Source organism: Streptomyces sp. NPDC001852 (genome assembly GCF_042891825.1).
In the GTDB taxonomy this organism is placed as follows: domain Bacteria; phylum Actinomycetota; class Actinomycetes; order Streptomycetales; family Streptomycetaceae; genus Streptomyces.
The window spans coordinates 74,721-98,438 of the sequence record NZ_JBIATN010000016.1 but is presented as its reverse complement, the minus strand read 5'-3'; the positions used below and the strand labels follow the sequence as shown (position 1 = coordinate 98,438).

Below are 23,718 nucleotides of genomic sequence, written 5' to 3'. Positions count from 1 at the left end.
GTGTGATCAGCAGGAGCGCCTCATGGATCGCTCGGTCCACGCGTCGCTCGGGCCAGGAAGGCGCGCCAACTGGCCGGTGTGAAGCGAAGGGTGGCGTGGTCCCTGTCCTTGGTGTCACGGACCATGATCCGGTCACCGGTGCAGGCGACCTCGACGCAGTCGGCTGTTCCGAGGTCACTGAAACTGCTCTTGCGCCACGCCCACGGCTCTGCCACTCACGCCTCCTCCGCCTCGAATGCGGAGGGACTGCCGGCCCGGCTGGCCCGGCGAGGTGAGGTGCCACCTGCCGTCGACCGGTTACGGGCCCCTCGTCCCCCTCAGCCCGAGTGATCGCACAACGGAATACCAGCACTCGTCCTTCACCGTAACAATGCCTCGCGGGAAAGAACATGACACATCGCGCCGTGACGAGGACGGCAGCCGGACATGGCCGGTTCGATGGCCGGCGAGGCACCCGTTGGTTCCGGACTCACTCCTTCCGCCGCGCGGCGCGCTAGGCTGACGGGAGACATCTCACGAGGGGATGATCGATGACGCGTGCGGCTCCCTCTCCCTCTCCTCGGTCCTTGCTCTGGATGCAGGCGGTCTACGTGATCGTGTCCGGCACCCTGGCGTACGGCGCCGGATACGGTGCCGCCGCGCTGTTCGACTCGACACCGCTGGGAATCCTGGCGGCCTCGCTCCTCATGGTGGCCGCGGGCTGGTGGGGGCACTCTCTCCACCGGGCGGCTCACCGGGTGTTGACGACTCGGGCGCGGCGCCGGGGTGAACTGCTGCTTCCGCTCGAGTGAGTTCGCGGGCCGCCGTGCGACGCCCGAGCCACCGCCGCAACCGCGCGGTGACCAGCACACCGGCGCCGCAGCCCAGTACGCCGGGCCAGTGGCCCGGATCGGGGATCACGACCGTGAACAGCACGGCGAAGAACCCGCCGATCACGACCGGCGGGATGGTGACGAGCCACAGCAGATGCACCGTGCGCGTGCGGGACGGCAGTACGTCGTGGATGATCTCGCTGCAGATGTGGATCCAGGTGTCCACCCGCCTACGTGCTGCCATGCCCGCACCCCCGCACCCGGCGCCGACCGCGCCGGAACCCCGCGCCAACCCGCGACCTTGCCATCGGCCACCTCGGTGATCCCTGGTCAGAAACCGCAGCCGGCGGTGTGGCTGCGGGCAGCGCCTTGCCTAGCGGTCCGGCGCGTCGGGGCCGATGACCCGTCACCGGGTCCGGGGGTGTGGCCGTCCTGCGTGCCGTTCCTGATCCTCAGCTTCCGCTGCGCCGCCGTCAGGGGGTCTCGGCGGGCGCAGCCAGTGTCAGGCCGTGGCCGTCGTCGCCGACATCGGCTGCCATGGAACGCAGAAAGGTGCCGATGTCGTCCCGGAGCGCCTGGTCCTCCAGACCCCAGAAGATCTCCAGATACTGGCCGGTGACCTCCGGGTCGTTGCTCGAGTACGACTCTCCTCGCGGGTTCTCGAGATAGACGGAGTCCGGCATTCCCTCCTCACGGAACTCGAAGTGGGTGAAGGGCCCCATCAGGCCCCGGTGCGCTCCCACGCCGAAGGGGAGCACCTGGATGGTGATCCGCGGATGCTCGCTCAGGTCCGCCAGGCGCTCCAACTGGGACCGCATGACCTTCGGGCCACCGATCTGCCGGCGGATGACGGACTCGTCCATGATCAGGAACAGCTCGGGCCCGTCGTCGCCCTCAAGGATCTCCTGCCGGGCCAGCCGGGCCTCGACCAGCCGGTCCAGGCGTTCCGGCGAGGTCGCCTGCCCGGTCCCCGCGGCCATGGCCCGCATGTACTCCTCGGTCTGGAAGAGCCCGGGAACCACGAAGAAGTGGAACCCGCGGATGATCGAGGCGGACGACTCCAGGGCCAGGAAGGACAGGAACTCCTTGCTCAGCACGTCCCGGTACTCCGTGAACGGCATCTTGCGGCTGCTGCGCGCCAACTGCAGCAGTTCCTCGACCTTGCGGCGATCGGTCACCCCGTACTCGCTGAGCAACGCCTTGAGGTCGTTGACCGAGATGGCGACCTCTCCGGCCTCGATCCTGATCAGCTTGGACGGACTCCAGTACATCTTCGTGGCGACTTCACGCTGCGTCAGCCCCACGCGGTTCCGGGCCTTCCGCAACTCCGTCCTCAGACGGAGGCGCTGCACGGCAGCGCTCGGAGTGCTCACGATCGCCACCTCCCTACCTTGAAGGTCCAATGTGCAATGTAGCAGATTGTCATATCGCCAGGGAATACCTCACTAGTTGCGCGCACAGGGACACTTGGCCTGCAGGCCGGCGGCCTGTGCGCTGGGCGGGCGCCGCAGAACGGGGCGTCGCAGAATGCGACATGGCAGAAGTGCAACTCACCTTCCGCCTGTCTGCATGATGGGGGTCACCGTACCGGATCTGACAGACCGACATGTCTGCGTTCGAGTGGTACGCGATCGACTGTGCTATGGCATTTCACGGCCGATTGCCCCATGGCTGACCCGCTCCCCTTCCTCCTACGATGGGAGCCACCGTCGGGGGAGGGTGGACGTGACGAACAGCGCACCACAGGGGGCCGGGCGCCGGCTGGAGGACGCGATCGGCTGGGCGGTCCGGAACGCGGACGGGATCGTCGCCATCGTCGTCGCCGTCACCGTCGGGCTGATGGACGTCCTCAACAACGACATGGACGCCAACATCGTCTCCGGCGCCACCCTGCTGGTGCTCGCGGCACTGGTGTACGGCTCGCTCACCGAGCGCCGCCGGCGGATGGCCGACATCCGCGCCGCGACCGCCGGGACGGGCAGGGCCATCGAGGACCTGGCGATGGTCCGCACGCTCTCCGGCGCCGAGGTCGCACTCGCGCACGAGCGGGCCCGGCGCACCACCACCCGCTGGGTGTTCAAGGGCGGCACCGGCACCTATCTGCGCGCCGTCACGCTGCCCGAGTGCGTACTGGAGGCGCAGCGGCAGCGGCGCTCCATCAGCATGAAGATCGACATCATCAATCCCGCCGACGAACAGGTGTGTGCCGCCTACGCGCGGTTCCGCAGCACCTTCGGCCCCGGCCCCGGCGACGCCGAGTGGACCGTCGAGCGCACCCGCAAGGAGGCGTACGCCACCGTCGTCGCCGCCGCCTGGCACCGCCAGCGGCTGGACACCCTGGAGATCGACGTCCATCTGTCCTCCGTCGCACCGGCGCTGCGGTTCGACCTCTCGGACAGCTGCCTGATCATCACCCAGGACGACCCCAGCCGGGTCAGCCTCTATGTGGAGCGCGACCGGCCGCTCTACGACTACTACGTCACCGAGCTGCACCAGAGCCGCGAGCAGGCGGTCAAGCTCGACCTGCGCGAGGCCGGGGCCGTCCGGCTCGCCGACGAGCCCACCGTGGACGAGGTCGGACAGCTGCTCGACCGGCTCGGCCTGCCGCTTCCGCCGAGCTTCACCGACCGTGACGTCGGCGACGTCATCGACAAGGCGCTGCGCGCGGAGAACCCGTACCGCAGGTGAGCGAGCGCCGTGTTCCGGCCAAGGGGAACCAAGGGTGACCAAGGGGGAAGGAACATGGACTACCCGGCCCTGGCACGGGCCGCCCGGCGGCACGCCACCGCCGAGCTGACACGACACGCCGTGACCGAACTCGACCTGATCGCCTCCGGCCGCCGCGCCCTGCGCGCGGTACGCCACCCACTCGGGTTCGTCTGCCTGCCCGTCCTGCGCGACGGCAGTGACGGTGTCTGCGTCCACGTCTTCGGCACACCGGAGGCGAAACCCGACGAGTCCGTTCCTCAAGTCCACTGCCACAGCTGGGACTTGACCAGCACCGTGCTGTACGGGCACCTCGACAACCGGCGGGTCAGCATCGACGAGGACACCAAAGACCCCACCCATCGGGTCTTCGAAGTGCACAGCGATCCGTCGGGCGTGGACGAACTGCGGCCCACGGAGCGGCTGGTGCGCTGCCGGCCCGGCGCGCGGCAGACCCACACCCGGGGCCAGAGCTACGCCCTCCCGGCGGGTGAATTCCACACCAGCGTGGTGCCGGACGGCCGGCCCACCGCCACCCTGGTCCTGGGGCGGACCCTGCCCGGCCGGGTGGACCTCTCCCTGGGCCCGCCGTCCGTGCCCGGGCACCGCATGGTCCGCCGGACCTGCGACGCGACCCAGACCGCCCGGATCGCTCGGGCCGCCCTCAGGAGGATCCATGAGCCCGAACCCTGACCCCTGGTCAGCCGAGCGCACCACAGCCGTGGCGGCAGCCGAGGAGGCCGGGGCACTGCTGCGGTCCCGGTTCCCCGACGGGTTCGCCGCCCGCGTCAAGGGCCAACTGGGCGATGTCGTCACCGACTTGGACATCGCCGCCGAGCGGCTGGTGGTCGGGCGGATCCGGGAGCGCTTCCCGCACGACCGGATCCTCGCCGAGGAGTCCGGGGAACTGGCGGGGGACGGCGGGGGCAGCCGCACCTGGCTGGTGGACCCCCTCGACGGAAGCAACAACGTGGTGATCGGGCTCGCCGTCTACGTCGTCGGCATCGCCCTGTGCGTCGACGACACACCGGTGGTGGGGGTCGTCCACGATCCGATGACCGGCCGCACGTGGTCCGCGTTGCGGGACGGCGGGGCGTACGGCCCGGCCGGCCGGCTTCCCGCCGCCGACGACCGACCCCTCCCCGCCGCCGGTCCGCTGCTGGCGTGGACCCAGGGCCACGGCGTCCCCCGCGACGACCCCGTGGCCTGTTCCCTCCGGCACACCCTCGAACTGCGCTCCCGGCGCCTGCTCCAGCTCTGGGCACCCCTGGCCGCCTGGGCGATGCTGGCCCGGGGCGACATCGACGGCTTCGTGGGCTACCGCGCGGAGGCGATCGACCTGCCCGCCGGTGCGCTGCTGGCCCGCGAGGCCGGTGTCGCTCTACGGCACCTCGACGGCGCGGAGTTCGGCGGCGGCTTCGGCGGCCCCGACACCGGGCGCTCCTTCGTCGCCGGGCGCCCGGAACTGCTGCCGCACCTGCTGGACCTGGTCAGTCCCTTCTCTCCCGGCACCCAGGACACTCGCACGGTGGGAACCGCCCCGACAGGTCCAACGGCGCGGCGTTCTTCGGCGGCCGGTACGTCACCCTTGGCCCCCACGTCCGGCCACCGTCCCGGGAGACCCTCAGCGTGAGAAACGCCCCGACGACCCCGTCTTCATTCTGGTCCTGCACTTCAACGCCTTTCACGTTCCGTGGCGATACGTGCACAGAGTGAGTGGGCGGGAGTAGCTTCGGTAGATGACCGAGCGTGACGACGGAGTCAGCACGAGGGGGAGTTGAAGGGTGGCCATCGAGGACAACCCCATCTCGCGGGTGCGGTACGGGGAGGAGCTCAGGCGGCGGAGGGAGGCGGCGGGACTCACGCAGGAGGAACTGAGCCAACGTGTCGTGATGTCCCGCACCCACATCGCCCACATCGAGGCGGGGCGCCGACGGCCGGACGTGGAGGATGCGCGGCGGCTGGACCGGGAGTTGTGCACGGACGGGCTCTTCGAGCGGTTCCTGCCGGTGCTGGACGGCAGGAAGGTGGCTGAGCACTTCGCCGAGGCCGCGGAGCTGGAGCAGCAGGCCGTCGCCATCAAGGAGTACGCGACCATTCTCGTTCCTGGATTCCTCCAGACACCGGGCTACGCGCGCGAGGTGCTGGGCTCGGGGCACCCTGCCAAGAGCGACGAGCGACGTGACAGCCTGCTCCGCACACGGCTCGAACGTGCCCGCATCCTCGACGACTTCGACTCACCCAAGGTGACGCTTCTGCTGGGTGAGGCCGCCCTGCGCCAGGTGATCGGCGGCCCGGACGTCATGTGCGACCAACTGCGGCACATTCTGGAGCTGGGCGAGAGCCGTCGTATCCGCGTACACGTGCTCCCCTTCGTGGTGGGCGCGCATGCCCTCCTGGAGGGGCCCGTCAAGCTCATGTGGTTCGAGGATCTGCCGCCCGTCGCTTACGTGGAGGGCCTGAAGTCGGGCAGGATCTGGGAAGTCCAGGGCACCGTGCGCGAGTTGGAGGACGTCTACGATCACGCACTGGGCGACGCCTTGTCGCACCGTAAGTCCCTGGCGCTGATCAGGTCGGTCGCGGAGGATTACGAGCATGAAGCCCACAGGCTGGCGTAAGTCGAGCTACAGCGGTGAGAGCGGCGGCAACTGTCTGGAAGTGAACGACACCGCCGCCCCCACCCACGTCCCCGTCCGTGACAGCAAGAACCCCACCGGTCCCGCCGTCGTGTTCTCGGCAGCGGCCTGGTCGGCGTTCCTCGGTGCCGTGAAGACGGACGGCTAGCGCGTCAGTGCCAACGCCGTCACCGACGCGACAACCGCCGCCGTCGCCAGTACCGCGCCGGTCCCCATCAACCGGCGGACCGGCACCCGGACCCCGTACGCATGGCAGCGTTCGTACCAGAGCAGCGTCGCCAGGGACGCCCAAGGAGTGATCACCGGACCGGCGTTGGTGCCGACCAGCAGGGCGAGGAGCTGGTCGTGGTTGCCCGTGGGAACCGCCGCTTCCCCGGCCAGATACACCGGCAGGTTGTTGAGCGCGTTGGACAGGCCGCCACCGACCGCTGCCGCGCGGAAGAGGCCGAGCGTGCCGCCGTCGGTGCCGACCGCGGAAGCCAGCAGATGGTGCAGCCCGTGCGCGTCGAAGGTCTCGACCACCAGGAACATGCCCGGCACCATCACCAGCAGCCGCCAGGGGATCAGCGACAGCCGCAGTACGGCCCGCCGCCGTACCCCGAACGCCGCCACCGCGACGAGCGCCGCCGTCCCGGAGGCCGCCCACAGCGGTACGTCGGCCACCAGGATGGCCAGCAGAAAGCCGGCGCAGGCGAGCGCGCAGGCGCGGAAGAGCACCGGGTCGGCCGGGCGGTGCACGGCGGGCGGCACATAGCGGTCGGCGGCGTCCGCACGCACATCCGCCGCACGCGCCGCACCCGGGCCCGACACCGGTACGGCCGCCATCAGGCCGGACCGGTCCACCACGGGCCCCTCCCGTCGCCCCCGCCGCCAGAAGAACAGCCACAAACAAGCCATCGTCACGGCCAGCGCGGCCAGTTGGGGCGCCCACATCCGCCCCGCCAGGCCCAACGGGGACAGCGCGACCCGGTTGGCGGCCAGCAGGTTCGTCAGGTTGGACACGGGCAGCAGCAGGCTCGCCGTATTGGCCAGCCACACCGTCGTCATCGCCAGCGGCACCGGCGCGATGCCCACCCGGGAGGCGAGCGCCAGCATGACGGGCGTCAGCAGGACGGCCGTCGTGTCCAGGTTCAGGGCGATCGTCGTGACCGACGCGAACAGCACGCACAGCAGGAACAACAGCGCATAGCTGCCCCGCCCCGCCCGCGCCACCCGCGCCGCCAGCACGTCGAACACCTCGGCCCTGCTGGTCAGTTCGGCCAGCACGATGACCGTGCCCAGGAACGCCAGCAGCGGGGCGATGCGTGTCATCGCGCCGGACGCGGAATCCGTCGGCAGCACTCCCGTGGCCACGCACACCAGTCCGGTCACCAGCAGACCGATCGCCACCCGGTCGAGGACATGCAGACGCAGCAGTGAGGCACGCACGTGTGGAAGGGTCGCACGTTTGTGCGTCGCTGTGACCAGGGCACCGTCGAAGGCCTGGAAACGACCGGTATCAACCTCTCTTTTCACGGCATCATCAATACATGGTGGCTCGTCAGAACACCCCGGGGGACGGCAGCACCGGGCCATTGGACTTCTTCATCAGTTACTCGCCGGCCGATGAGCGCTGGGCGTCCTGGATCGCCTGGACCCTGGAGGAGGCCGGGTACCGGACGGTCCTGCAGGCCTGGGACTTCGTGCCGGGCACGAACTTCGTCGACTTCATGGACCGCGGCGTGAGCGGGTCCGCCGCCGTCATCGCCGTACTGTCCAGGAACTACGAGCGGTCGCGGTACGGGCGGATGGAGTGGCAGGCGGCGTTACGGGCCGATCCGGACGCGCCGGAGCGGCGGCTGATCACCGTGCGGGTCGAGGACATCCCGGTGGAGGGGCTGCTCGCCACCATCACCTACGTGGACCTGGTGCCGGTCACCGATGCGGGGGCGGCACGGGAGCTGCTGCTCGCCCGGGTGCGGCAGGCCCTCGACGGGCGGGCCCGGCCCAGCCTGGCTCCCGGTTATCCCGGTGGGGCGAACGGCGGTCCCGTGGCCGCCGTCCCCGCGGCGCCGAGCCCCGGGCGGCCGCTCGGCGGGCCCGGGTGGGCGGGGCGCCGCAGACCCGCCGCGCCGCCGTCGTACCCGCGGCTGTCCGGGGGCGTCCGGGAGCGGGAGGCGGTCACCGTGCTCCAGCTGGCCGGGCCCGCCTTCGGGCGCGGGCAGGAGCCCGCCGAGCTGCAGGCGGCCATCTGGGGTGATCTGGTCGAGCTGGCGGACTCCGGTGCGCCCTCGCCCGATCTGCTGGTCGTCACCGGGGATCTCACCGCCTCCGGCAGCCGGCGCGAGTTCGAGCAGGCCCTCGCCTTCCTCACCGGGCTGCGGGCCCTGCTCGGGCTCGAACCGCACCGGGTCGTCCTCGTCCCCGGTGGCCAGGACGTCAACCAGGCCGCCTGCCAGGCCTACTTCAGCACCTGCGAGGCCGACGAGATGCCGCCCCGGCCGCCGTACTGGCCCAAGTGGCGGCACTTCGCCCGGCTCTTCCAGGAGCTGTACCAGGGGCTCGACGTCGTCTTCGACAGTGATCAGCCGTGGACCCTCTTCCCCGTGCCGGAACTGCACACCGTGGTCGCGGGCCTCAACTCGTCCATGGCGTACAGCCATCGGCGCGACGACCAGTACGGGCTGGTCGGGCGGGAGCAGGCCGCGTGGTTCGCACAGGCGCTGCGGCCGCACGAGACGGAAGGGTGGCTCAGGATCGGGGTGGTACGGCACTCGCCGGGTGCCGCCCGCCCGGCCGCCCCCGGCGTGCGGCGCGCCGGTACGGCCGCCCTGGACGGCGCCGGGCCGCTGCGCGACACCGATGTGCTGACCCGGCTGACCGCGCCCCGGCTGCACCTGCTGCTGCACGGTCCGGCCGACCCCGGCGCCGCGCTGCCCGGCCTGGTCACCGGATCCGGTGAGGTGCCGGTGATCGGTGCCGGGCGGCCCGGCGGGCACCAGCTGGTGCGGGTCGGCCGGGAGGGGCTGGCCGTCTGGCAGGGGCCCGAGGAGCCGCGGCGGCGGGCGCTCCAGTGGCGGCGGGCCGAGCGGGCCTTCGGGCCGCAGGCCCCGGACGCCGTACCCCCTGCCGACCTGAGCAGCGCCCCCGAGCCCGAGCCGCGCGCCGTGCAGACCCCGGCCGAGATACTGCTCGCCCGGGTCGCCGAGGTCTGCCGCACCCGGCACGAGGGCGCCCAGATCCGCCCGGTGGACGGGCCGGTGCCGCAACTGCTCGTCACCTGGAGCCAGTCCGGCTTCGTGCGGCAGCAGCGGGTGGCCGTGCACACCGGCACCCCGAGCGCGCAGGACGTCGACCGGTTCGTGGCCCTCGTGCACGCCGCCGACGCCGAGACGGAGGCCGAACTCGTCCACGACGGGCCGCCGCCCGCCCGTGAGCTGCGGGACGCCGCCCGCCGCCGGGGTGTGCGGGTGCGCAGCTTCACCGAGTTCCAGGGGCTGCTGGACCTGCGCGGCCATGTCGCCGGGCAGAGCGAGCGGCTGCGCACCGACCCGCGCTATCCCCCGGGCATGTACCTGCCGCAGCGCTACCGGGAGGTGGAGCGCCTCGACGCCGAGGACCGCGACGGGCTGGTGGACGAGATGCTGCGGCTGCTCGACTCCGACCAGGGGCGCTTCCTGCTGCTCCTCGGTGACTTCGGGCACGGCAAGACCTTCGCGCTGCGTGAGCTGGCCCGCCGGATCCCCGGTGAACTTCCGCACCTCGTCCCGCTGTTGATCGAGCTGCACGCTCTCGACCGGGCCTATTCGTTCGAGGGTCTCGTCGCCGCGCACCTCGCCGCGCACGGCGTCGACAACATCGATCTGCGGGCCTTCAGGTACATGCTCCGGCAGGGCCGCATCGTGCTGCTCTTCGACGGCTTCGACGAGCTGGTCAACCAGGTCACCTACGACCGTGCCGCCGAGCGGCTGCAGGTGCTGCTGGACTCCGCCGTGGACAGCGCCAAGATCGTGGTGTCCAGCCGTACCCAGCACTTCCGCTCCCAGGGCCAGGTGCTCACCGCCCTCGGCGAACGCGTCGGCCTGCTCCCGCACCGCCGGGTGCTGGCCGTGCAGGAGTTCAGCCCGCGGCAGATCCGCGCCTACCTGGTCAACCGCTACGACGGCGACGAACGCGCCGCCGACCACCGGATCCGGCTGCTGGACGCCATTCCCGACCTGCTCGCCCTGTGCCGCAACCCCCGGCTGCTCGGTTTCGTCGCCGACCTGGACGACGACCGGCTGCGCGCGGTCGCCGGCGCCGGGCGCGCCCTCAGCCCCGCCGGGCTGTACGAGGAAGTCCTCACCGCCTGGCTGAACTTCGAGGTCCAGCGCGGCAGCGGCAGTCCCGGCCGGGCGCCCGGGCTGTCCCTGGAGCAGCTGTGGGACGCGGTCACCGCGCTCGCCCTGCGGCTGTGGGAGAGCGGACAGGACTCGCTGCGGCTGGACGAGCTGACCGATGTCGCCGAGACCCTGACCGGGCTCGCGGACGCCCGGCTGTCGGTGCCGCAGACCGCCCACGCCATCGGCTCCGGCAGCCTGCTGGTGCGCAGCGACGACGGGGTCTTCCGGTTCATCCACGGCTCGGTGGTGGAGTGGCTGGTCGCCCGGGAGTGCGCGCGCAGGATCACCGACGGTGACAGCGCCCTGCTGGGTCGGCGCCAACTCAGCCGGCTGGCCACGGAGTTCCTGTGCGACCTCGCCGACCACCGGGTCTGCCAGGGGTGGGCCGAGCGGGAGCTGTCCGGCACGTCCCAGGACGCCTCCTCGGACGCCGCCCGCGCCAACGCCGTGAAGATCCTCAGCCGGCTCCGCGTGCCCGCCCACACCGATCTGCGCGGTGCCGCCCTGGCCGGGGAGGACCTGTCCCACCGTGACTTCTCCGGGGTGGACCTCACCCGCGCCGACCTCACCGACGCCCGGCTGGTCGGCGCCAACCTCTCCGGCGCCGTCCTGCGCAGCGCCCGCCTGGTCGGCGCCCGGCTCGACGGCGCCGATCTGACGGGCGCCGACCTGCGCGGCGCCGACCTCAGGCGGGCCCGGCTGATCGGCACCGACCTGAGCGGCGCCCGGGTGCAGGGCGGCCGGTGGCGGCGGGCGGCGCTGATCTCGGCGACCACCGGGCCCCTTGCGCAGACCCCCGAGCTCCAGGGAGCCGCGATCGCGCCCGGCATGGCCGTCGACTCGGGCTTCCGGCCCTCCGCGGTCGGTGTGCCGTACGGCTTCGACATGCGTACCAGCAGGCTGCCCGAACCCATCTCCTTCAGCGTCGACGGCGAACTGCTCGCCGTCGGCAGCGAGGACGGCGGCGTGCTGGTCTGCGAGGCCGCCACCGGCATTCCCCTGCGTACCCTGCAGGGTCACACCGGCCGGGTCTACGCCGTCAAGTTCCGCGGCCGGGTCCTGGCCACCGGCAGCGCCGACGGCACCGTACGGCTGTGGGACCCGGTCTCCGGCCGCTGTCTGCACCGGCTCGGGATCCACCCGGACGGCGTCTGGCCGCTCGTCCTCGACGCCGAGGGCGCCCTGCTGGCCACGGGCGACGCCGACGGCGTGGTCACCGTCTGGGACACCGCCTCGGGCACCCCCCTGCACCGGCTGCCCGGCCACGCGGCGCCCGTCTACACCGTGGCGTTCGGGCCGGGCGACACCACCCTGGTCACCGGGGACGCCTCCGGCGCCGTACGGCTGTGGGACGTCGCCACCGGGGTACGGACCGGCGAACTGCCCGGCCAGCGCGGCGCGGTGTACCGGGCGCGGTTCAGCCCGGACGGCAGGGTGCTGGCCACCACCGACCAGGGCGACGAGCGGCAGGGCGGCACGGTACGGGTGTGGGACCTCGCGACCGGGACCGTGCGGCACGAGTTCACGGGCCACTCCGGCCGCGTCTACACGCTGGACTTCCACCCCGGCGGCGCCCTGCTGGTCAGCGGGGACACCGAGGGGGAGGTACGGCTGTGGGACCTGGCCACCGGGCGCTCGTCCGGGTTGCTCGGCGGCTGCCGCGGGGCCGTGTACCAGGTGCTGTTCGACCCGGACGGGTCCCTGCTCGCGGCCGGGGACAGCGCCGGGGTCGTCCGGGTGTGGCGGATCGAGCCGGAGGCCGACCCGGTCGCGACGCCGCTGAACCGGCAGCCCGCCGACCACCGTGGCTCGGTGTGGGTGTGCAAGTTCCGCCCGCACGGCGACACACCCGCCCAGGGTCCGGGCGCGCTGCTGGTGACCGGCGGCAACGACGGTGTCGTACGGCTGTGGGAGCCCGCCACCGGGCAGGGCCGGCGCATCCTGCGCGGCCACGGGCGGCGTGTCGGCACGCTGTCCTTCAGCGCCGACGGCTCGCTGCTGGCGGCCGGCGGCAACGACGGTGTGGTCCGCGTCTGGCACGCCGCCTCCGGCCGGCGCCTGCGCGAACTGACCGGCCAGAGCGACCGCCTGGTGTCGGCGGCGTTCGGCCCCGCCGGACCGTTGCTGGCCACCGCGAGCAGCGACGGCGACCTCTACCTGTGGAACGCGGCCACCGGCGAGTACCAGCGAGAACTCGACGTCGAGACCGACCACGTGTGGGCGGAGGCGTTCAGCACCGACGGCGAACTCCTCGCCACCGCCAACGACGACGACACGGTACGGCTGTGGTACCGGGCCACGGGGGCGCACGTCGCCACCATCACCGAGCATTTCGGGCGGGTCCGCGCGATCGCCTTCCGGTGCGACGGCGCGGTCCTGGCCACCGGGTGCGACGACCGCAAGGTGCGGATCTGGGACGTGGCCGAACGCCGGATCACCGGTGTCCTCGACGGCCACGCCGACCGGGTGTACGCCGTGGGGTTCGCACCCGACGGCTCCTGGCTGGCCAGTGCCTCCTGGGACGGCACGGCGGTGGTCTGGAAGGACGGCGAGATCGACCACCGGCTGACCGGTCACACCGGCAAGCTCTGGACTGCGGCGGTCCACCCCCTGCGCCCCCTGCTGGCGACGGCGGGCGACGACCGCACGGTCCGCCTGTGGAACCCCGGCACCGGCGAGGAGACGGCCGTGCTGACGGGCCATACCGGCAGGATCCTCGCCGTGGCCTTCAGCCCCGACGGTTCCCTGCTGGCCAGCGGCGGCGAGGACGGCACGGTACGGCTGTGGAACGTGCCCGCCGACGGCCCGGCCACCCTGCGGGTCACCCTGGTCGGGATGCCCGGCGGCTGGGCGGCGCTGTCCGCGTCCGGTGGCTACAAGTACGAGGGAGACGTCACCGGCGAGTTCTGGCACGCGGTCGGCATGTGCCGCTTCGAGCCGGGGGAGTTGGACGGGCATCTGCCGGGGGTGTGGCAGGTGCCGCTGGACGAGCCGCTGGGGTGACGCGGGGGAGGGGCAGGACCGAGGGAGCTTTTGAACGCGTTCAAAAGAGGGCGTACGCTCATGCCATGAGCGACAGAGCCGCCCTTCTCAAGGGCATTCGCGCCTGGCTGGTCTTCTTCGTGGTGTGCCTCGCCCTGAGCGGGGCCACCGCCTTCCCCCTGGTCCACGAACTGCGCTGGACGGAGAGCGCGTTGCGCGCGCTGTCCGTACCGCGGTACCTGCCCGGTCCGACGCACTGGATCGAGCGCGTGCGCGACGGCCTCGACACCGCCGACACCGACTACCCGTTCCTGCTGTACGGCACCGACTGGCTGGCCTTCGCCCACCTCGTCATCGCGGTCGCCTTCTACGGGCCGTACCGCGACCCCGTCCGCAACATCTGGGTGGTCGAGTTCGGGATGATCGCCTGCGCCGGCATCATCCCGCTCGCGCTCGTCTGCGGACCTGTCCGCGGAATCCCCTTCTGGTGGTCGGTGATCGACATGTCGTTCGGGGTGTTCGGCGTGATCCCGCTGTACGTCGTGCGCAAGAAGATCAAGCGCCTGGAGGCGCTGGGAGTGCCGGGCGGGGCTCGGCCGGCGGCGGCCTGAGGCACGCCGTCACCCGGCGCGAAAACTGTTGTCGCCCCGCCCCGTGCCCCGGTCTGGCGCAAGCGCCTGCCGGTCCCGGCCGGTTTCACGCTCTCGCTCGCCCTCGGCGGCAAGCAGGCGGTGGCCGCCGCATGGACGATCCCGTCGGGGCCGACCCGGCGGCGGTCCCTCAGCGGTCCCGGGTGTTGCGCTCACGCGGGGCCATGTCAGCGGAGGGTGCCGTTGCGCAGGGTGTGGAGGACGTCGACCCGGTTCGTGGTGATCGAGTCGGCGCCCAGGGCCAGCAGGCGGCCCATCGAGCGGCGGGTGTCCGGGGTCCACACCGACAGCAGATAACCGTCGTGGTGGATGCGGGCCGCCAGCTCCCGGCTCACCAGGGAGAAGCGGTAGTTGAGCCAGCGCGGGCGGACCGCGTCCAGCAGCGCGGGCCGGGGTGGGGCCAGGCTCGTCCAGGTCAGCGCGATCTCGGCGGCCGGGTCGGCGGCGCGGACGGCGAGCATCGCCTCGGCGCCCGCGCAGTAGTAGACGCGCTCCCGGGCCCCGCTCTGCCGGACCACGTCCATGACCCGGTCGACCATCCGCCGCTCGACCCGCCCGCACAGGTCCACCATCACGCGGCTGTCGCCGGTCGCGGCCAGCGTCTCCGCCAGCGTCGGCACACCGCCCGCCGTGAGCCCGCGCACCTCCTCGGCGGACAGCGCGCCGAGCGGCCGGCCGACCTCCCACAGCCGCTGCAGCGTGTCGTCGTGCAGCAGCACGGGGACGCCGTCGCGGGTGAGCCGTACGTCGATCTCGACCGCGTCCGCGCCCCGGTCGAGCGCGGACCGCAGCGAGTCGATCGTGTTCTCACGGAGACGGTAGGGGTCGCCGCGATGGGCCACGGCGGTCACGGTCTGCATGACCCCCATTGTGGGGTGCCCCCGGTCCCGGGGTGCGTCAGGAGGCGAGCCAGGTGCTGGTGTACGTGTCGATCTCCGCCGTGATCCGGGCCTTGCCGGCGGCGTCCAGGAACGACGCCTCCACGGCGTTCTTCGCCAGGTCGGCCAGGCCCCGCTCGTCCAGGTCGAGCAGCCGCGCGGCCACCGCGTACTCGTTGTTGAGGTCGGTGCCGAACATCGGCGGGTCGTCGGAGTTGATCGTCACCAGCACCCCGGCCCGGGTGAACTCCTTGATCGGGTGCTCGTCCAGGGTGCGGACCGCGCGGGTGGCGATGTTCGAGGTCGGGCAGACCTCCAGCGGGATGCGGTGCTCGGCGAGGTGGGCGAGCAGCTTCGGGTCCCGCGCGGAGCTGGTGCCGTGCCCGATGCGCTCGGCGCGCAGGTCGGTCAGCGCGTCCCACACCGTCTCCGGACCGGTCGTCTCGCCGGCGTGCGGGACCGAGTGCAGACCGGCGGCGATGGCCCGGTCGAAGTACGGCTTGAACTGCGGCCGGGGTACACCGATCTCGGGGCCGCCGAGCCCGAACGACACCAGTCCCTCCGGGCGGATCCGGTCGTCCGTGGCGAGCCGCGCCGTCTCCTCGGCGGACTCCAGCCCTGCCTCACCCGGGATGTCGAAGCACCAGCGCAGCACGGTCCCGAACTCGGCCTCGGCGGCCTTGCGGGCGTCCTCGATCGCCGCCATGAAGCCCAGCTCGTCGATGCCGCGCCGGGTGGAGGAGAAGGGGGTGACGGTCAGCTCGGCGTAGCGCACCTGCTGCCGGGCCAGGTCGCGGGCGACCTCGTAGGTCAGCAGCCGGACGTCCTCCGGGGTGCGGATGACGTCGACGACCGACAGGTACACGTCGATGAAGTGCGCGAAGTCCGTGAACGTGAAGTAGTCGGCCAGGGCCTCGGGATCGGTGGGGACCTTGGAGTCGGGGTGGCGGGCGGCCAGCTCCGAGACGATGCGCGGGGAGGCGGAGCCGACGTGGTGGACGTGCAGTTCGGCCTTGGGCAGCCCGGCGATGAAGGTCCGCAGATCGCGGTCGGCCGTGCCGGCGGCGGGTACGGGGCTGTCGGTCATGGGGTCCTCCCCGGGACGGGCGCCCGCGAGCGTGGTCCATGGTCCTGGGCCGTGGTGCGGGCGCGGTGATCGGCTGATCGGTTGCGCGGGATCATCGTAGGCCCCGGCCCGCGCCGTCCCGGCCTGCCCGTAGCATGGCGGCACAGCCAGCAGAGGGGTCCTTCACCATGTCCGACGAGGTGCCGCAGTCCACGCCACAGCAGCATCAGCCTGCCGGCGAGGGGCCGACAGCACCCCGGCTGTCCCTGGACAAGCGGACGGAGCAGGGGCCCGAGGATCACGCACCGTGGCCGGCTCCGGGGCAGGGCGCTGATTCGGCTGCGGGTCGGGGCACCGGCTCCGCTGCGGGTCAGGGCACCGGCTCCGCTCCGGTTCCGGGCTCGATATCCGAGGCGCGCCCGGACTCCGCGCGTGGTGACGGCTCCGTCCACTACCAGCCGACGCTGACCTCGCTGCCCTCCTCGCCGGACGAGCCCGCCGACGCCGTGCCGCAGGGCTGGGCGCCGCCGGCCGCCGCTTCCGCGCCCCCGGCGGCGAACCCGTTCGCGCCCCCGGCGGCCACGGCCCCCGTGAACCCGTCCGCCCCGCCGTCCGCCCCGGCGAACCCCTATGCGCCGCCGTCCCCCTACGCCCCGCCTGCCGTGCAGCACGCGGGACCGGCACCCGTGCCCCCGCCGCCCATAGCCCCCGACGGCCCGGGCCAGGTGCCGTACGGCTACCCGGGCATGCCGCCCGCCTACGGCCACCCGGGACAGCCCCAGCCGCCGTACGCCGGCCCCTACGGCTGGCCCGGCATGCAGCCGATGCCGAGCAACGGCATGGGCACGGCCTCGCTGGTGCTGGGCATCCTGGCGTCGGTCGGCTTCCTGCTGTGGCCGATCGCCCTGGTGCTGGGCATCCTCGCGGTGATCTTCGGCGCGGTGGGCCGCGGAAAGGCCGGCCGGGGCGAGGCCACGAACCCCGGCGTGGCCCTCGCCGGGCTCATCTGCGGCGCGTCCGGCATCGTCCTGGCCCTGGGCTTCCTCGCGTTCGTGATCGCCCACCACACCTGAGGCACCGGCCGGCGCGACGGCGTCAGTCCGCTCTCAGCCGAGCCCGCGCCTCCATCAGGGCGAAGCCCAGCAGATTCGGCCCCCTCCACCGCTCCGGATCCGAAGCCGCCTCGTCGTCCGCCGCCAGCCCGATCCCCCACACGCGGTCCACGGGACTCGCCTCGACCAGCACCCGGTCACCCGTGCTCAACAGAAACCCGCGCAGCGCGTCGTCGGCCGCGAACTTGTGCACGCTCCCCTCGACCACGATCCCGAACCGCTCCCGCTCCCATGTCGTCTCGTCGAAACCCCGGACCAGCCGGCCGGCCTTCTTGGCCTGGGAGGGATGGCCGGAGGCCAGCACCCGCCGCTCGGCCTCCGCGTCCCCGAACAGCCGCGCCTTGCCGGCCATCATCCAGTGCTCGGCCGTCGCGTACTCCACCCCGTCGACCTCGAACGGGGACGGCCACCACTGACTCAGACAGCTCGCGCCGATGCTGCCGTCCGGTCGCGGCCGGTGCCCCCAGAAGTGCAGGTACTTGATCCGGCTGCCCGCCCGGACCTCGCTGATCAGGGCTTCCACCCCGTCGATCTTCCCCATGCACGCGAGTCTGGCACGCACCACTGACACTCCGTCCGCCCTTTTCTCGCCTGACTCGACACCTGGTCGACAGATTCCGTCGCGTAACCAAAAGGCAACAACGGAATCACTTGTTGGAGTCCTATTGCTCTGTCAGGATCGGCACTCAAATCGAGCTGGAGCTACGCCACCCACCCCCCGGGACGGGGCGAACGGCGGAGGAGAGCGACATGCACAACCCGGGCACCGCCACCCCGGAACGATTCCCCGCCGAGGAGCGATTCGCCGACGGCGCGCAGTTCATCGCGGGCCGGCTGACGAAGGGCACCTCGGGCCGTACCCACGCCGTGGTCGACCCCGCCACCGGCGACGCCGTGTACACCTACGAGCTGGCCGGCACCGACGACGTCGACGCGGCCGTAGCCGCCGCGCGCGAGGCGTTCCCGGGCTGGGCCTCGGCCACCCCGGGCGAGCGCTCCGACGCCCTGCACCGGTTCGCCGCCGTCCTCGCCGAGCGCGCCGAGGATTTCGCCCGGGCCGAGTCCCTGCAGTGCGGGAAGCCGCTGAAGCTCACCCGCGAGTTCGACGTGCCGGGGACCATCGACAACACCGCCTTCTTCGCGGGCGCCGCCCGGCACCTGCAGGGGCAGTCCGCCGGTGAGTACTCCGGGGACCACACGTCGTACGTCCGGCGCGAGCCGATCGGCGTCGTCGGATCGATCGCGCCCTGGAACTACCCCCTCCAGATGGCCGCCTGGAAGATCCTCCCGGCGATCGCCGCCGGCAACACCATCGTGCTGAAGCCCGCCGAGCTGACCCCGCTCACCTCGCTGCTCTTCGCCAGGGCCGCCACCGATGCCGGAATCCCGGACGGTGTCGTCAACATCGTCACCGGGACCGGGAAGGAGGCGGGGGAGCACCTGGTGGGCCACCCGGATGTCGCCATGACCTCCTTCACCGGCTCCACCGCCGTCGGCAGGCGCGTCGCCGAGGTCGCCACCGCCACGGTCAAGCGGCTGCATCTGGAGCTCGGCGGCAAGGCGCCGTTCGTCGTCTTCGACGACGCCGACCTGGAGGCCGCCGTCCACGGGGCCGTCGCCGGTGCGCTCATCAACACCGGGCAGGACTGCACGGCCGCCACGCGCGCGTACGTGCAGCGGCCGCTGTACGAGGCCTTCGTGGAGCAGACCGCCGCCCTGATGGAGAGCGTGCGGCTCGGTGATCCCTTCGCGCCCGGCACCGACCTCGGGCCGCTCGTCTCTCACGTCCAGCGCGACCGGGTGGCCGCCTTCGTCGACCGCGCGCGTGCCTACGCGCGCGTGGTGACCGGCGGCGAGGCCCCGAAGGGCGAGCTGGAGAAGGGTGCCTACTACCGGCCGACGCTGATCGCCGACGCGGCCCAGGACAGCGAGATCGTCCAGTCCGAGATCTTCGGCCCGGTACTGGTCGTACTGCCGTTCGACAGTGATGATGAGGGCATCCGGCTGGCCAACGACACCCCGTACGGCCTCGCCGCCTCCGCGTGGAGCAGCGGTGTGTACCGCGCGAACCGCGCCACCCGCGAGATCAAGGCGGGCTGCGTGTGGATCAACGACCACATCCCGATCATCAGCGAGATGCCGCACGGCGGCTACAAGGCGTCCGGCTTCGGCAAGGACATGTCGGCGTACTCCTTCGAGGAGTACACGCAGGTCAAGCACGTAATGTTCGACATTACGGCCGTTGCCCGCAAGGACTGGCACCGCACGATCTTCGGGGACCGGTAGCAGCCGTTCGACCGGCTGCCGCCGGGTGTGACGCTCCGGCCCTCGACCAGGCCGACCTCCCATTCCTCCCGAAAGGGCACCACGCGCATGGAGCAGTACGAGCCCGACCGCCTCACCCCGGTCGAAGTCGCCGCCATACGGCGCAGTCTGCGCAGCGGCCGGGCCGCGATGACCCGCCGGTCGCTGCTGCGCGCCTCCGCGGGCGGCGCGCTCGCGGTCGGCGGACTCGGGGCGCTGAGCGCCTGCGGGATCCCCCCGGCGAACAAGACGCAAGGAGGCGTGTCCGCCGACGACCACTCGGCCAAGGAGAAAGTCGTCAACTTCTCCAACTGGCCCGAGTACATCGACGTGGACGACAAGACGAAACGGCACCCCACGCTCGACGCCTTCGCCAAGCGGACCGGCATCCAGGTCAAGTACACCGAGGACATCAACGACAACGACGAGTTCTTCGGCAAGATCCAGCCGCAGCTCGCCGCGGGTCAGGACACCGGCCGGGACCTCATCGTCCTCACCGACTGGCTGGCCGCCCGCATGATCCGCCTCGGGTACGTCCAGAAACTGGACCCGGCCAACCTGCCGCACGCCTTCGCCAACCTGTCGGACCAGTTCCGCGCCCCCGACTGGGACCCGGGCCGGGCGTACTCGTACCCGTGGCAGGGCGTGTCGACCGTGATCGCGTACAACAAGAAGGCGCTCGCCGGCATCGAAGTGAAGTCGGTCTCCGACCTGCTCGACAACCCCAAGCTCAAGGGACGCGTCAGCTTCCTGACCGAGATGCGCGACACCATCGGCATGACCATGCTCGACATGGGCAAGGACCCGGAGAAGTTCACCGGTGACGACTTCGACGCGGTGATCGCCCGCCTCCAGAAGGCCGTCGACAAGGGCCAGATCCGCCGCTTCACCGGCAACGACTACACGTCCGACCTCACCAAGGGCGACATCGCCGCCTGCGTCGCCTGGGGCGGCGACATCGTCCAGCTGCAGGCGGACAACCCGGACGTCGGCTACGTCATCCCCGACAGCGGCTACATGACCTCGACCGACAACATGATGATCCCCAACAAGGCGCGCCACAAGACGAACGCCGAGCGGCTCATCGACTTCTTCTACCAGCCGGAGCCGGCCGCCGAGCTGGCCGCCTACGTCAACTACGTGAGTCCGGTCGCAGGCGTGCAGCCCTACCTTGCGAAGATCGACAAAGCGGCGGCGAACAACCCGCTGATCGTTCCCGACAAGGCCATGCAGGCGAAGTCCCGTTCCTTCCGCGCGCTGACGCAGCAGGAAGAGACGGCCTACCAGCAGAAGTTCTCGAAGCTCACAGGGGCGTGACGACGATGACGACACCAGACAACAGCGGCGACGTCCGCCTCTCCGGTATCTCCAAGACCTACGACAACGGCTTCACCGCCGTGCAGCCGCTGGACCTGACGGTGCCGCAGGGCTCCTTCTTCGCCCTGCTCGGCGCCTCCGGCTGCGGCAAGACCACCACCCTGCGCATGATCGCCGGCCTGGAGGAACCTTCCTCCGGCACCGTGCGCCTCGGCGACCAGGACGTCACCCACCTGCCGCCGTACAAGCGGCCGGTGAACACCGTCTTCCAGTCCTACGCGCTCTTCCCGCACCTCGACATCTTCGAGAACGTCGCCTTCGGGCTGCGCCGGCGCGGCATCAAGAGCGTGAAGAAGCAGGTCGAGGACATGCTGGACCTCGTCCAGCTCGGCGAGCAGGCGCGCAAGAAGCCGCACCAGCTCTCCGGTGGCCAGCAGCAGCGGGTCGCCGTCGCCCGCGCGCTCATCAACCACCCCAAGGTGCTCCTCCTCGACGAGCCGCTCGGCGCCCTCGACCTCAAGCTGCGCCGCCAGATGCAGCTGGAGCTCAAGCGCATCCAGACCGAGGTCGGCATCACCTTCATCCACGTCACGCACGACCAGGAGGAGGCCATGACCATGGCCGACACGGTCGCCGTGATGAACGCGGGCAGCGTCGAGCAGCTCGGTTCCCCGACCGACCTGTACGAGAACCCGAACACCACCTTCGTCGCGAACTTCCTCGGCACCTCCAACCTCATCGAGGCCGAGGTCGACACCAAGAGCGGCGACGACATCGTGCTCAAGGCGGGCGGCGGCAAGCTGGTGCTGCCCGAGTCGCGGTGTTCGGCGCCGACGACGGCCGGCGGCAAGGTGCTGGTCGGCATCCGGCCGGAGAAGATCTCCCTCACGCACGCCGACGACGCGGGGGACATCCCCGAGGGCCGCAACCGGCTCACCGGCAAGATCGCCGACGCGAGCTTCATCGGTGTCTCCACCCAGTACGTGATCGACAGCCCGGTCTGCGACGAGCTCGCGGTGTACGTCCAGAACGTCGAGCGCGACGGCCGGCTCGTGCCCGGCGCCGACGTCGTGCTGCACTGGAGCCCGGCGCACACCTTCGGCCTGGACGCGGCCCAGGACATCGACGCGGGCACCGAGGAAGAGGCGGCCGCCTGATGTCGACGCTCACCGAGGCGCCCCCGCCCCTCGCGCCCACCGCGCCGGAGAAGAAGCCCCCGCGCAAGCGGGGCCGGTTCACGCCGTACTGGCTGCTGCTGCCCGGCATCCTCTGGCTGATCGTCTTCTTCGCGCTGCCGATGATCTACCAGGCCTCCACCTCCGTGCAGCAGGGCTCCCTGGAGGAGGGCTACAAGGTCACCTGGCACTTCGCGACCTACTGGGACGCACTGAGCCAGTACTGGCCGCAGTTCCTGCGGTCCGTCTTCTACGCGGCCGCGGCCACGGTCCTGTGCCTGCTGCTCGGTTACCCGCTGGCCTATCTGATCGCGTTCCGGGCGGGCCGCTGGCGGAACCTGATCATGATCCTGGTGATCGCGCCGTTCTTCACCAGCTTCCTGATCCGCACCCTGGCCTGGAAGACGATCCTCGCCGACAACGGCCCGGTGGTGCACGTACTGAACTCGCTGCACCTCCTGGACCTCACCAACTGGCTCGGCTGGACGGCCGGCGACCGGGTCCTCGCCACACCGCTGGCGGTGGTGTGCGGACTGACGTACAACTTCCTGCCGTTCATGATCCTGCCGCTGTACACCTCACTGGAGCGGATCGACCCACGGCTGCACGAGGCGGCCGGCGACCTGTACGCCAAGCCCTGGACCACCTTCCGCAAGGTCACCTTCCCGCTGTCGATGCCGGGCGTGGTCTCCGGCACGCTGCTGACCTTCATCCCGGCGGCCGGCGACTACGTCAACGCCGAACTCCTCGGCTCCACCGACACCCGCATGATCGGCAACGTCATCCAGACGCAGTTCCTGCGGATCCTGGACTACCCGACCGCCGCGGCCCTCTCCTTCATCCTCATGGCCGCCATCCTGGCCATGGTCACGATCTACATCCGCCGGTCCGGGACGGAGGACCTGGTCTAAATGCCCTTCGTCAACTGGCTCAAGCGCCATCTCGTCGTCATCGCGGGAATCCTGACCCTCGCCTACCTGCTGCTGCCCAACGTCATCGTGACGGTGTTCTCCTTCAACAAGCCGAAGGGGCGCTTCAACTACGAGTGGCAGCAGTTCTCCCTGGACGCCTGGAAGCAGCCGTGCGGTGTCGCCGACATGTGCGGCTCGCTGTCCATCAGTCTCCAGATCGCCGTCTGGGCCACGATCGGCGCCACGGTCCTCGGCACGATGATCGCCTTCGCGCTGGTCCGCTACCGCTTCCGCGCCCGCGGCGCCGTCAACTCGCTGATCTTCCTGCCGATGGCGATGCCCGAGGTCGTCATGGCCGCCTCGCTGCTCACCCTGTTCCTCAACATGGGCGCTCAGCTGGGATTCTGGACGATCCTCATCGCCCACATCATGTTCTGCCTCAGCTTCGTCGTCACCGCGGTCAAGGCGCGCGTGATGTCGATGGACCCGCGCCTGGAGGAGGCCGCCCGGGACCTGTACGCCGGCCCCGTGCAGACCTTCCTGCGGGTCACCCTGCCCATCGCGGCACCGGGCATCGCGGCGGGCGCGCTGCTGTCGTTCGCGCTCTCCTTCGACGACTTCATCATCACGAACTTCAACGCCGGCTCGACCGTCACCTTCCCGATGTTCGTGTGGGGTTCGGCGCAGCGCGGAACACCGGTCCAGATCAACGTGATCGGTACGACCATGTTCCTCGTCGCGGTTCTCATCACGCTGTTCTCGATGCTCGTCACCAATCGCCGTAACAACCAGAAGGCATAAGCCCCTG

At 71.3% G+C, this 23,718-nt stretch carries 19 protein-coding genes and 1 pseudogene; 13 read left to right on the top strand and 7 right to left on the bottom strand.

Going from position 1 to position 23,718, the window contains the following annotated elements; genetic code table 11:
* Positions 1–20 precede the first annotated feature (20 nt).
* The 3 genes from ACFYZB_RS27080 to ACFYZB_RS27070 all read right to left on the bottom strand — a co-directional run bounded on the left by ACFYZB_RS27080 (position 21) and on the right by ACFYZB_RS27070 (position 2,185).
* The gene (locus ACFYZB_RS27080; protein WP_388763191.1) at positions 21–215 is read right to left on the bottom strand and encodes a DUF397 domain-containing protein; all 195 of its coding nucleotides are present in this window, start codon (positions 213–215) and stop codon (positions 21–23) included.
* Between the two features lie 469 nt (positions 216–684).
* On the bottom strand, positions 685–1,056 hold the full coding sequence (locus ACFYZB_RS27075) for a hypothetical protein (protein WP_388763190.1): 372 nt from the start codon (positions 1,054–1,056) through the stop codon (positions 685–687).
* Between the two features lie 229 nt (positions 1,057–1,285).
* The gene (locus ACFYZB_RS27070) at positions 1,286–2,185 is read right to left on the bottom strand and encodes a helix-turn-helix domain-containing protein (RefSeq protein WP_388763188.1); all 900 of its coding nucleotides are present in this window, start codon (positions 2,183–2,185) and stop codon (positions 1,286–1,288) included.
* A 352-nt stretch (positions 2,186–2,537) separates the two neighbouring features.
* Here ACFYZB_RS27070 and ACFYZB_RS27065 point away from each other — a divergent pair, with 352 nt between their 5' ends.
* From ACFYZB_RS27065 to ACFYZB_RS27045, 5 genes are all read left to right on the top strand, one after another.
* The gene (locus ACFYZB_RS27065; protein ID WP_388763186.1) at positions 2,538–3,500 is read left to right on the top strand and encodes a hypothetical protein; all 963 of its coding nucleotides are present in this window, start codon (positions 2,538–2,540) and stop codon (positions 3,498–3,500) included.
* A gap of 54 nt (positions 3,501–3,554) precedes the next feature.
* On the top strand, positions 3,555–4,211 hold the full coding sequence (locus tag ACFYZB_RS27060) for a hypothetical protein (RefSeq protein ID WP_388763184.1): 657 nt from the start codon (positions 3,555–3,557) through the stop codon (positions 4,209–4,211).
* A complete protein-coding gene (locus ACFYZB_RS27055; protein WP_388763182.1) occupies positions 4,195–5,151 on the top strand; it encodes an inositol monophosphatase family protein in 957 nt (318 codons plus the stop codon). Before ACFYZB_RS27060 ends, ACFYZB_RS27055 begins: the two co-directional genes overlap by 17 nt.
* A gap of 151 nt (positions 5,152–5,302) precedes the next feature.
* Positions 5,303–6,136: a Scr1 family TA system antitoxin-like transcriptional regulator gene (locus ACFYZB_RS27050; RefSeq protein WP_388763181.1), complete on the top strand. Its 834-nt coding sequence runs from the start codon at positions 5,303–5,305 to the stop codon at positions 6,134–6,136.
* Positions 6,114–6,302, top strand: coding sequence for a DUF397 domain-containing protein (locus ACFYZB_RS27045; protein ID WP_388763180.1), 189 nt, complete (start codon positions 6,114–6,116; stop codon positions 6,300–6,302). The genes ACFYZB_RS27050 and ACFYZB_RS27045 overlap by 23 nt, the downstream gene beginning before the upstream one ends.
* Here ACFYZB_RS27045 and ACFYZB_RS27040 read toward each other — a convergent pair.
* The gene (locus ACFYZB_RS27040; protein ID WP_388763179.1) at positions 6,299–7,582 is read right to left on the bottom strand and encodes an SLC13 family permease; all 1,284 of its coding nucleotides are present in this window, start codon (positions 7,580–7,582) and stop codon (positions 6,299–6,301) included. The genes ACFYZB_RS27045 and ACFYZB_RS27040 overlap by 4 nt on opposite strands.
* A gap of 101 nt (positions 7,583–7,683) precedes the next feature.
* On the opposite strand from ACFYZB_RS27040, the gene ACFYZB_RS27035 reads away from it, so the two are divergent.
* Positions 7,684–13,518, top strand: a complete 5,835-nt coding sequence (locus ACFYZB_RS27035; RefSeq protein WP_388763177.1) for a TIR domain-containing protein — start codon at positions 7,684–7,686, stop codon at positions 13,516–13,518.
* A 65-nt stretch (positions 13,519–13,583) separates the two neighbouring features.
* Complete coding sequence (locus ACFYZB_RS27030; RefSeq protein WP_388763176.1) at positions 13,584–14,108, top strand: hypothetical protein; 525 nt, start codon at positions 13,584–13,586, stop codon at positions 14,106–14,108.
* Between the two features lie 206 nt (positions 14,109–14,314).
* On the opposite strand, the gene ACFYZB_RS27025 is transcribed toward ACFYZB_RS27030, so the two are convergent.
* Entirely contained in the window at positions 14,315–15,007 is a 693-nt protein-coding gene (locus ACFYZB_RS27025) for a glycerophosphodiester phosphodiesterase (RefSeq protein WP_351210804.1), read from the bottom strand.
* Between the two features lie 37 nt (positions 15,008–15,044).
* Positions 15,045–16,256, bottom strand: a pseudogene (locus ACFYZB_RS27020) (adenosine deaminase).
* Positions 16,257–16,279: 23 nt separating this feature from the next.
* On the opposite strand from ACFYZB_RS27020, the gene ACFYZB_RS27015 reads away from it, so the two are divergent.
* Entirely contained in the window at positions 16,280–17,164 is an 885-nt protein-coding gene (locus ACFYZB_RS27015) for a DUF4190 domain-containing protein (protein ID WP_388763175.1), read from the top strand.
* A 22-nt stretch (positions 17,165–17,186) separates the two neighbouring features.
* Here ACFYZB_RS27015 and ACFYZB_RS27010 read toward each other — a convergent pair whose 3' ends face one another.
* Positions 17,187–17,744 carry an NADAR family protein gene (locus ACFYZB_RS27010; RefSeq protein ID WP_388763174.1) on the bottom strand — a complete coding sequence of 186 codons (558 nt, stop codon included), beginning with the start codon at positions 17,742–17,744 and terminating at the stop codon, positions 17,187–17,189.
* A gap of 209 nt (positions 17,745–17,953) precedes the next feature.
* Between ACFYZB_RS27010 and ACFYZB_RS27005 the strand changes: the two genes are divergently transcribed.
* From ACFYZB_RS27005 to ACFYZB_RS26985, 5 genes are all read left to right on the top strand, one after another.
* Positions 17,954–19,489, top strand: a complete 1,536-nt coding sequence (locus tag ACFYZB_RS27005; RefSeq protein ID WP_388763172.1) for a gamma-aminobutyraldehyde dehydrogenase — start codon at positions 17,954–17,956, stop codon at positions 19,487–19,489.
* Between the two features lie 87 nt (positions 19,490–19,576).
* Complete coding sequence (locus ACFYZB_RS27000) at positions 19,577–20,824, top strand: spermidine/putrescine ABC transporter substrate-binding protein (protein WP_388763171.1); 1,248 nt, start codon at positions 19,577–19,579, stop codon at positions 20,822–20,824.
* A gap of 5 nt (positions 20,825–20,829) precedes the next feature.
* Positions 20,830–21,981, top strand: a complete 1,152-nt coding sequence (locus ACFYZB_RS26995; RefSeq protein WP_388763170.1) for an ABC transporter ATP-binding protein — start codon at positions 20,830–20,832, stop codon at positions 21,979–21,981.
* Positions 21,981–22,910 carry an ABC transporter permease gene (locus ACFYZB_RS26990; RefSeq protein ID WP_351210790.1) on the top strand — a complete coding sequence of 310 codons (930 nt, stop codon included), beginning with the start codon at positions 21,981–21,983 and terminating at the stop codon, positions 22,908–22,910. Before ACFYZB_RS26995 ends, ACFYZB_RS26990 begins: the two co-directional genes overlap by 1 nt.
* Positions 22,911–23,711 carry an ABC transporter permease gene (locus ACFYZB_RS26985; protein WP_388763168.1) on the top strand — a complete coding sequence of 267 codons (801 nt, stop codon included), beginning with the start codon at positions 22,911–22,913 and terminating at the stop codon, positions 23,709–23,711. It abuts the gene before it with no gap.
* Positions 23,712–23,718: the final 7 nt, after the last annotated feature.

What these genes read in the sequence shown, in the direction of transcription:
- ACFYZB_RS27060 (WP_388763184.1), top strand. Translation starts at nt 3,555, where the DNA reads ATGGACTACCCGGCCCTGGCACGGGCCGCCCGGCGGCACGCCACCGCC.
- ACFYZB_RS27015 (WP_388763175.1), top strand. Translation starts at nt 16,280, where the DNA reads ATGTCCGACGAGGTGCCGCAGTCCACGCCACAGCAGCATCAGCCTGCC.
- ACFYZB_RS27045 (WP_388763180.1), top strand. Translation starts at nt 6,114, where the DNA reads ATGAAGCCCACAGGCTGGCGTAAGTCGAGCTACAGCGGTGAGAGCGGC.
- ACFYZB_RS27030 (WP_388763176.1), top strand. Translation starts at nt 13,584, where the DNA reads ATGAGCGACAGAGCCGCCCTTCTCAAGGGCATTCGCGCCTGGCTGGTC.
- ACFYZB_RS26990 (WP_351210790.1), top strand. Translation starts at nt 21,981, where the DNA reads ATGTCGACGCTCACCGAGGCGCCCCCGCCCCTCGCGCCCACCGCGCCG.
- ACFYZB_RS27055 (WP_388763182.1), top strand. Translation starts at nt 4,195, where the DNA reads ATGAGCCCGAACCCTGACCCCTGGTCAGCCGAGCGCACCACAGCCGTG.
- ACFYZB_RS27000 (WP_388763171.1), top strand. Translation starts at nt 19,577, where the DNA reads ATGGAGCAGTACGAGCCCGACCGCCTCACCCCGGTCGAAGTCGCCGCC.
- ACFYZB_RS26985 (WP_388763168.1), top strand. Translation starts at nt 22,911, where the DNA reads ATGCCCTTCGTCAACTGGCTCAAGCGCCATCTCGTCGTCATCGCGGGA.
- ACFYZB_RS27035 (WP_388763177.1), top strand. Translation starts at nt 7,684, where the DNA reads ATGGTGGCTCGTCAGAACACCCCGGGGGACGGCAGCACCGGGCCATTG.
- ACFYZB_RS27075 (WP_388763190.1), bottom strand. Translation starts at nt 1,056, where the DNA reads ATGGCAGCACGTAGGCGGGTGGACACCTGGATCCACATCTGCAGCGAG.
- ACFYZB_RS27010 (WP_388763174.1), bottom strand. Translation starts at nt 17,744, where the DNA reads ATGGGGAAGATCGACGGGGTGGAAGCCCTGATCAGCGAGGTCCGGGCG.
- ACFYZB_RS27005 (WP_388763172.1), top strand. Translation starts at nt 17,954, where the DNA reads ATGCACAACCCGGGCACCGCCACCCCGGAACGATTCCCCGCCGAGGAG.
- ACFYZB_RS27025 (WP_351210804.1), bottom strand. Translation starts at nt 15,007, where the DNA reads ATGCAGACCGTGACCGCCGTGGCCCATCGCGGCGACCCCTACCGTCTC.
- ACFYZB_RS26995 (WP_388763170.1), top strand. Translation starts at nt 20,830, where the DNA reads ATGACGACACCAGACAACAGCGGCGACGTCCGCCTCTCCGGTATCTCC.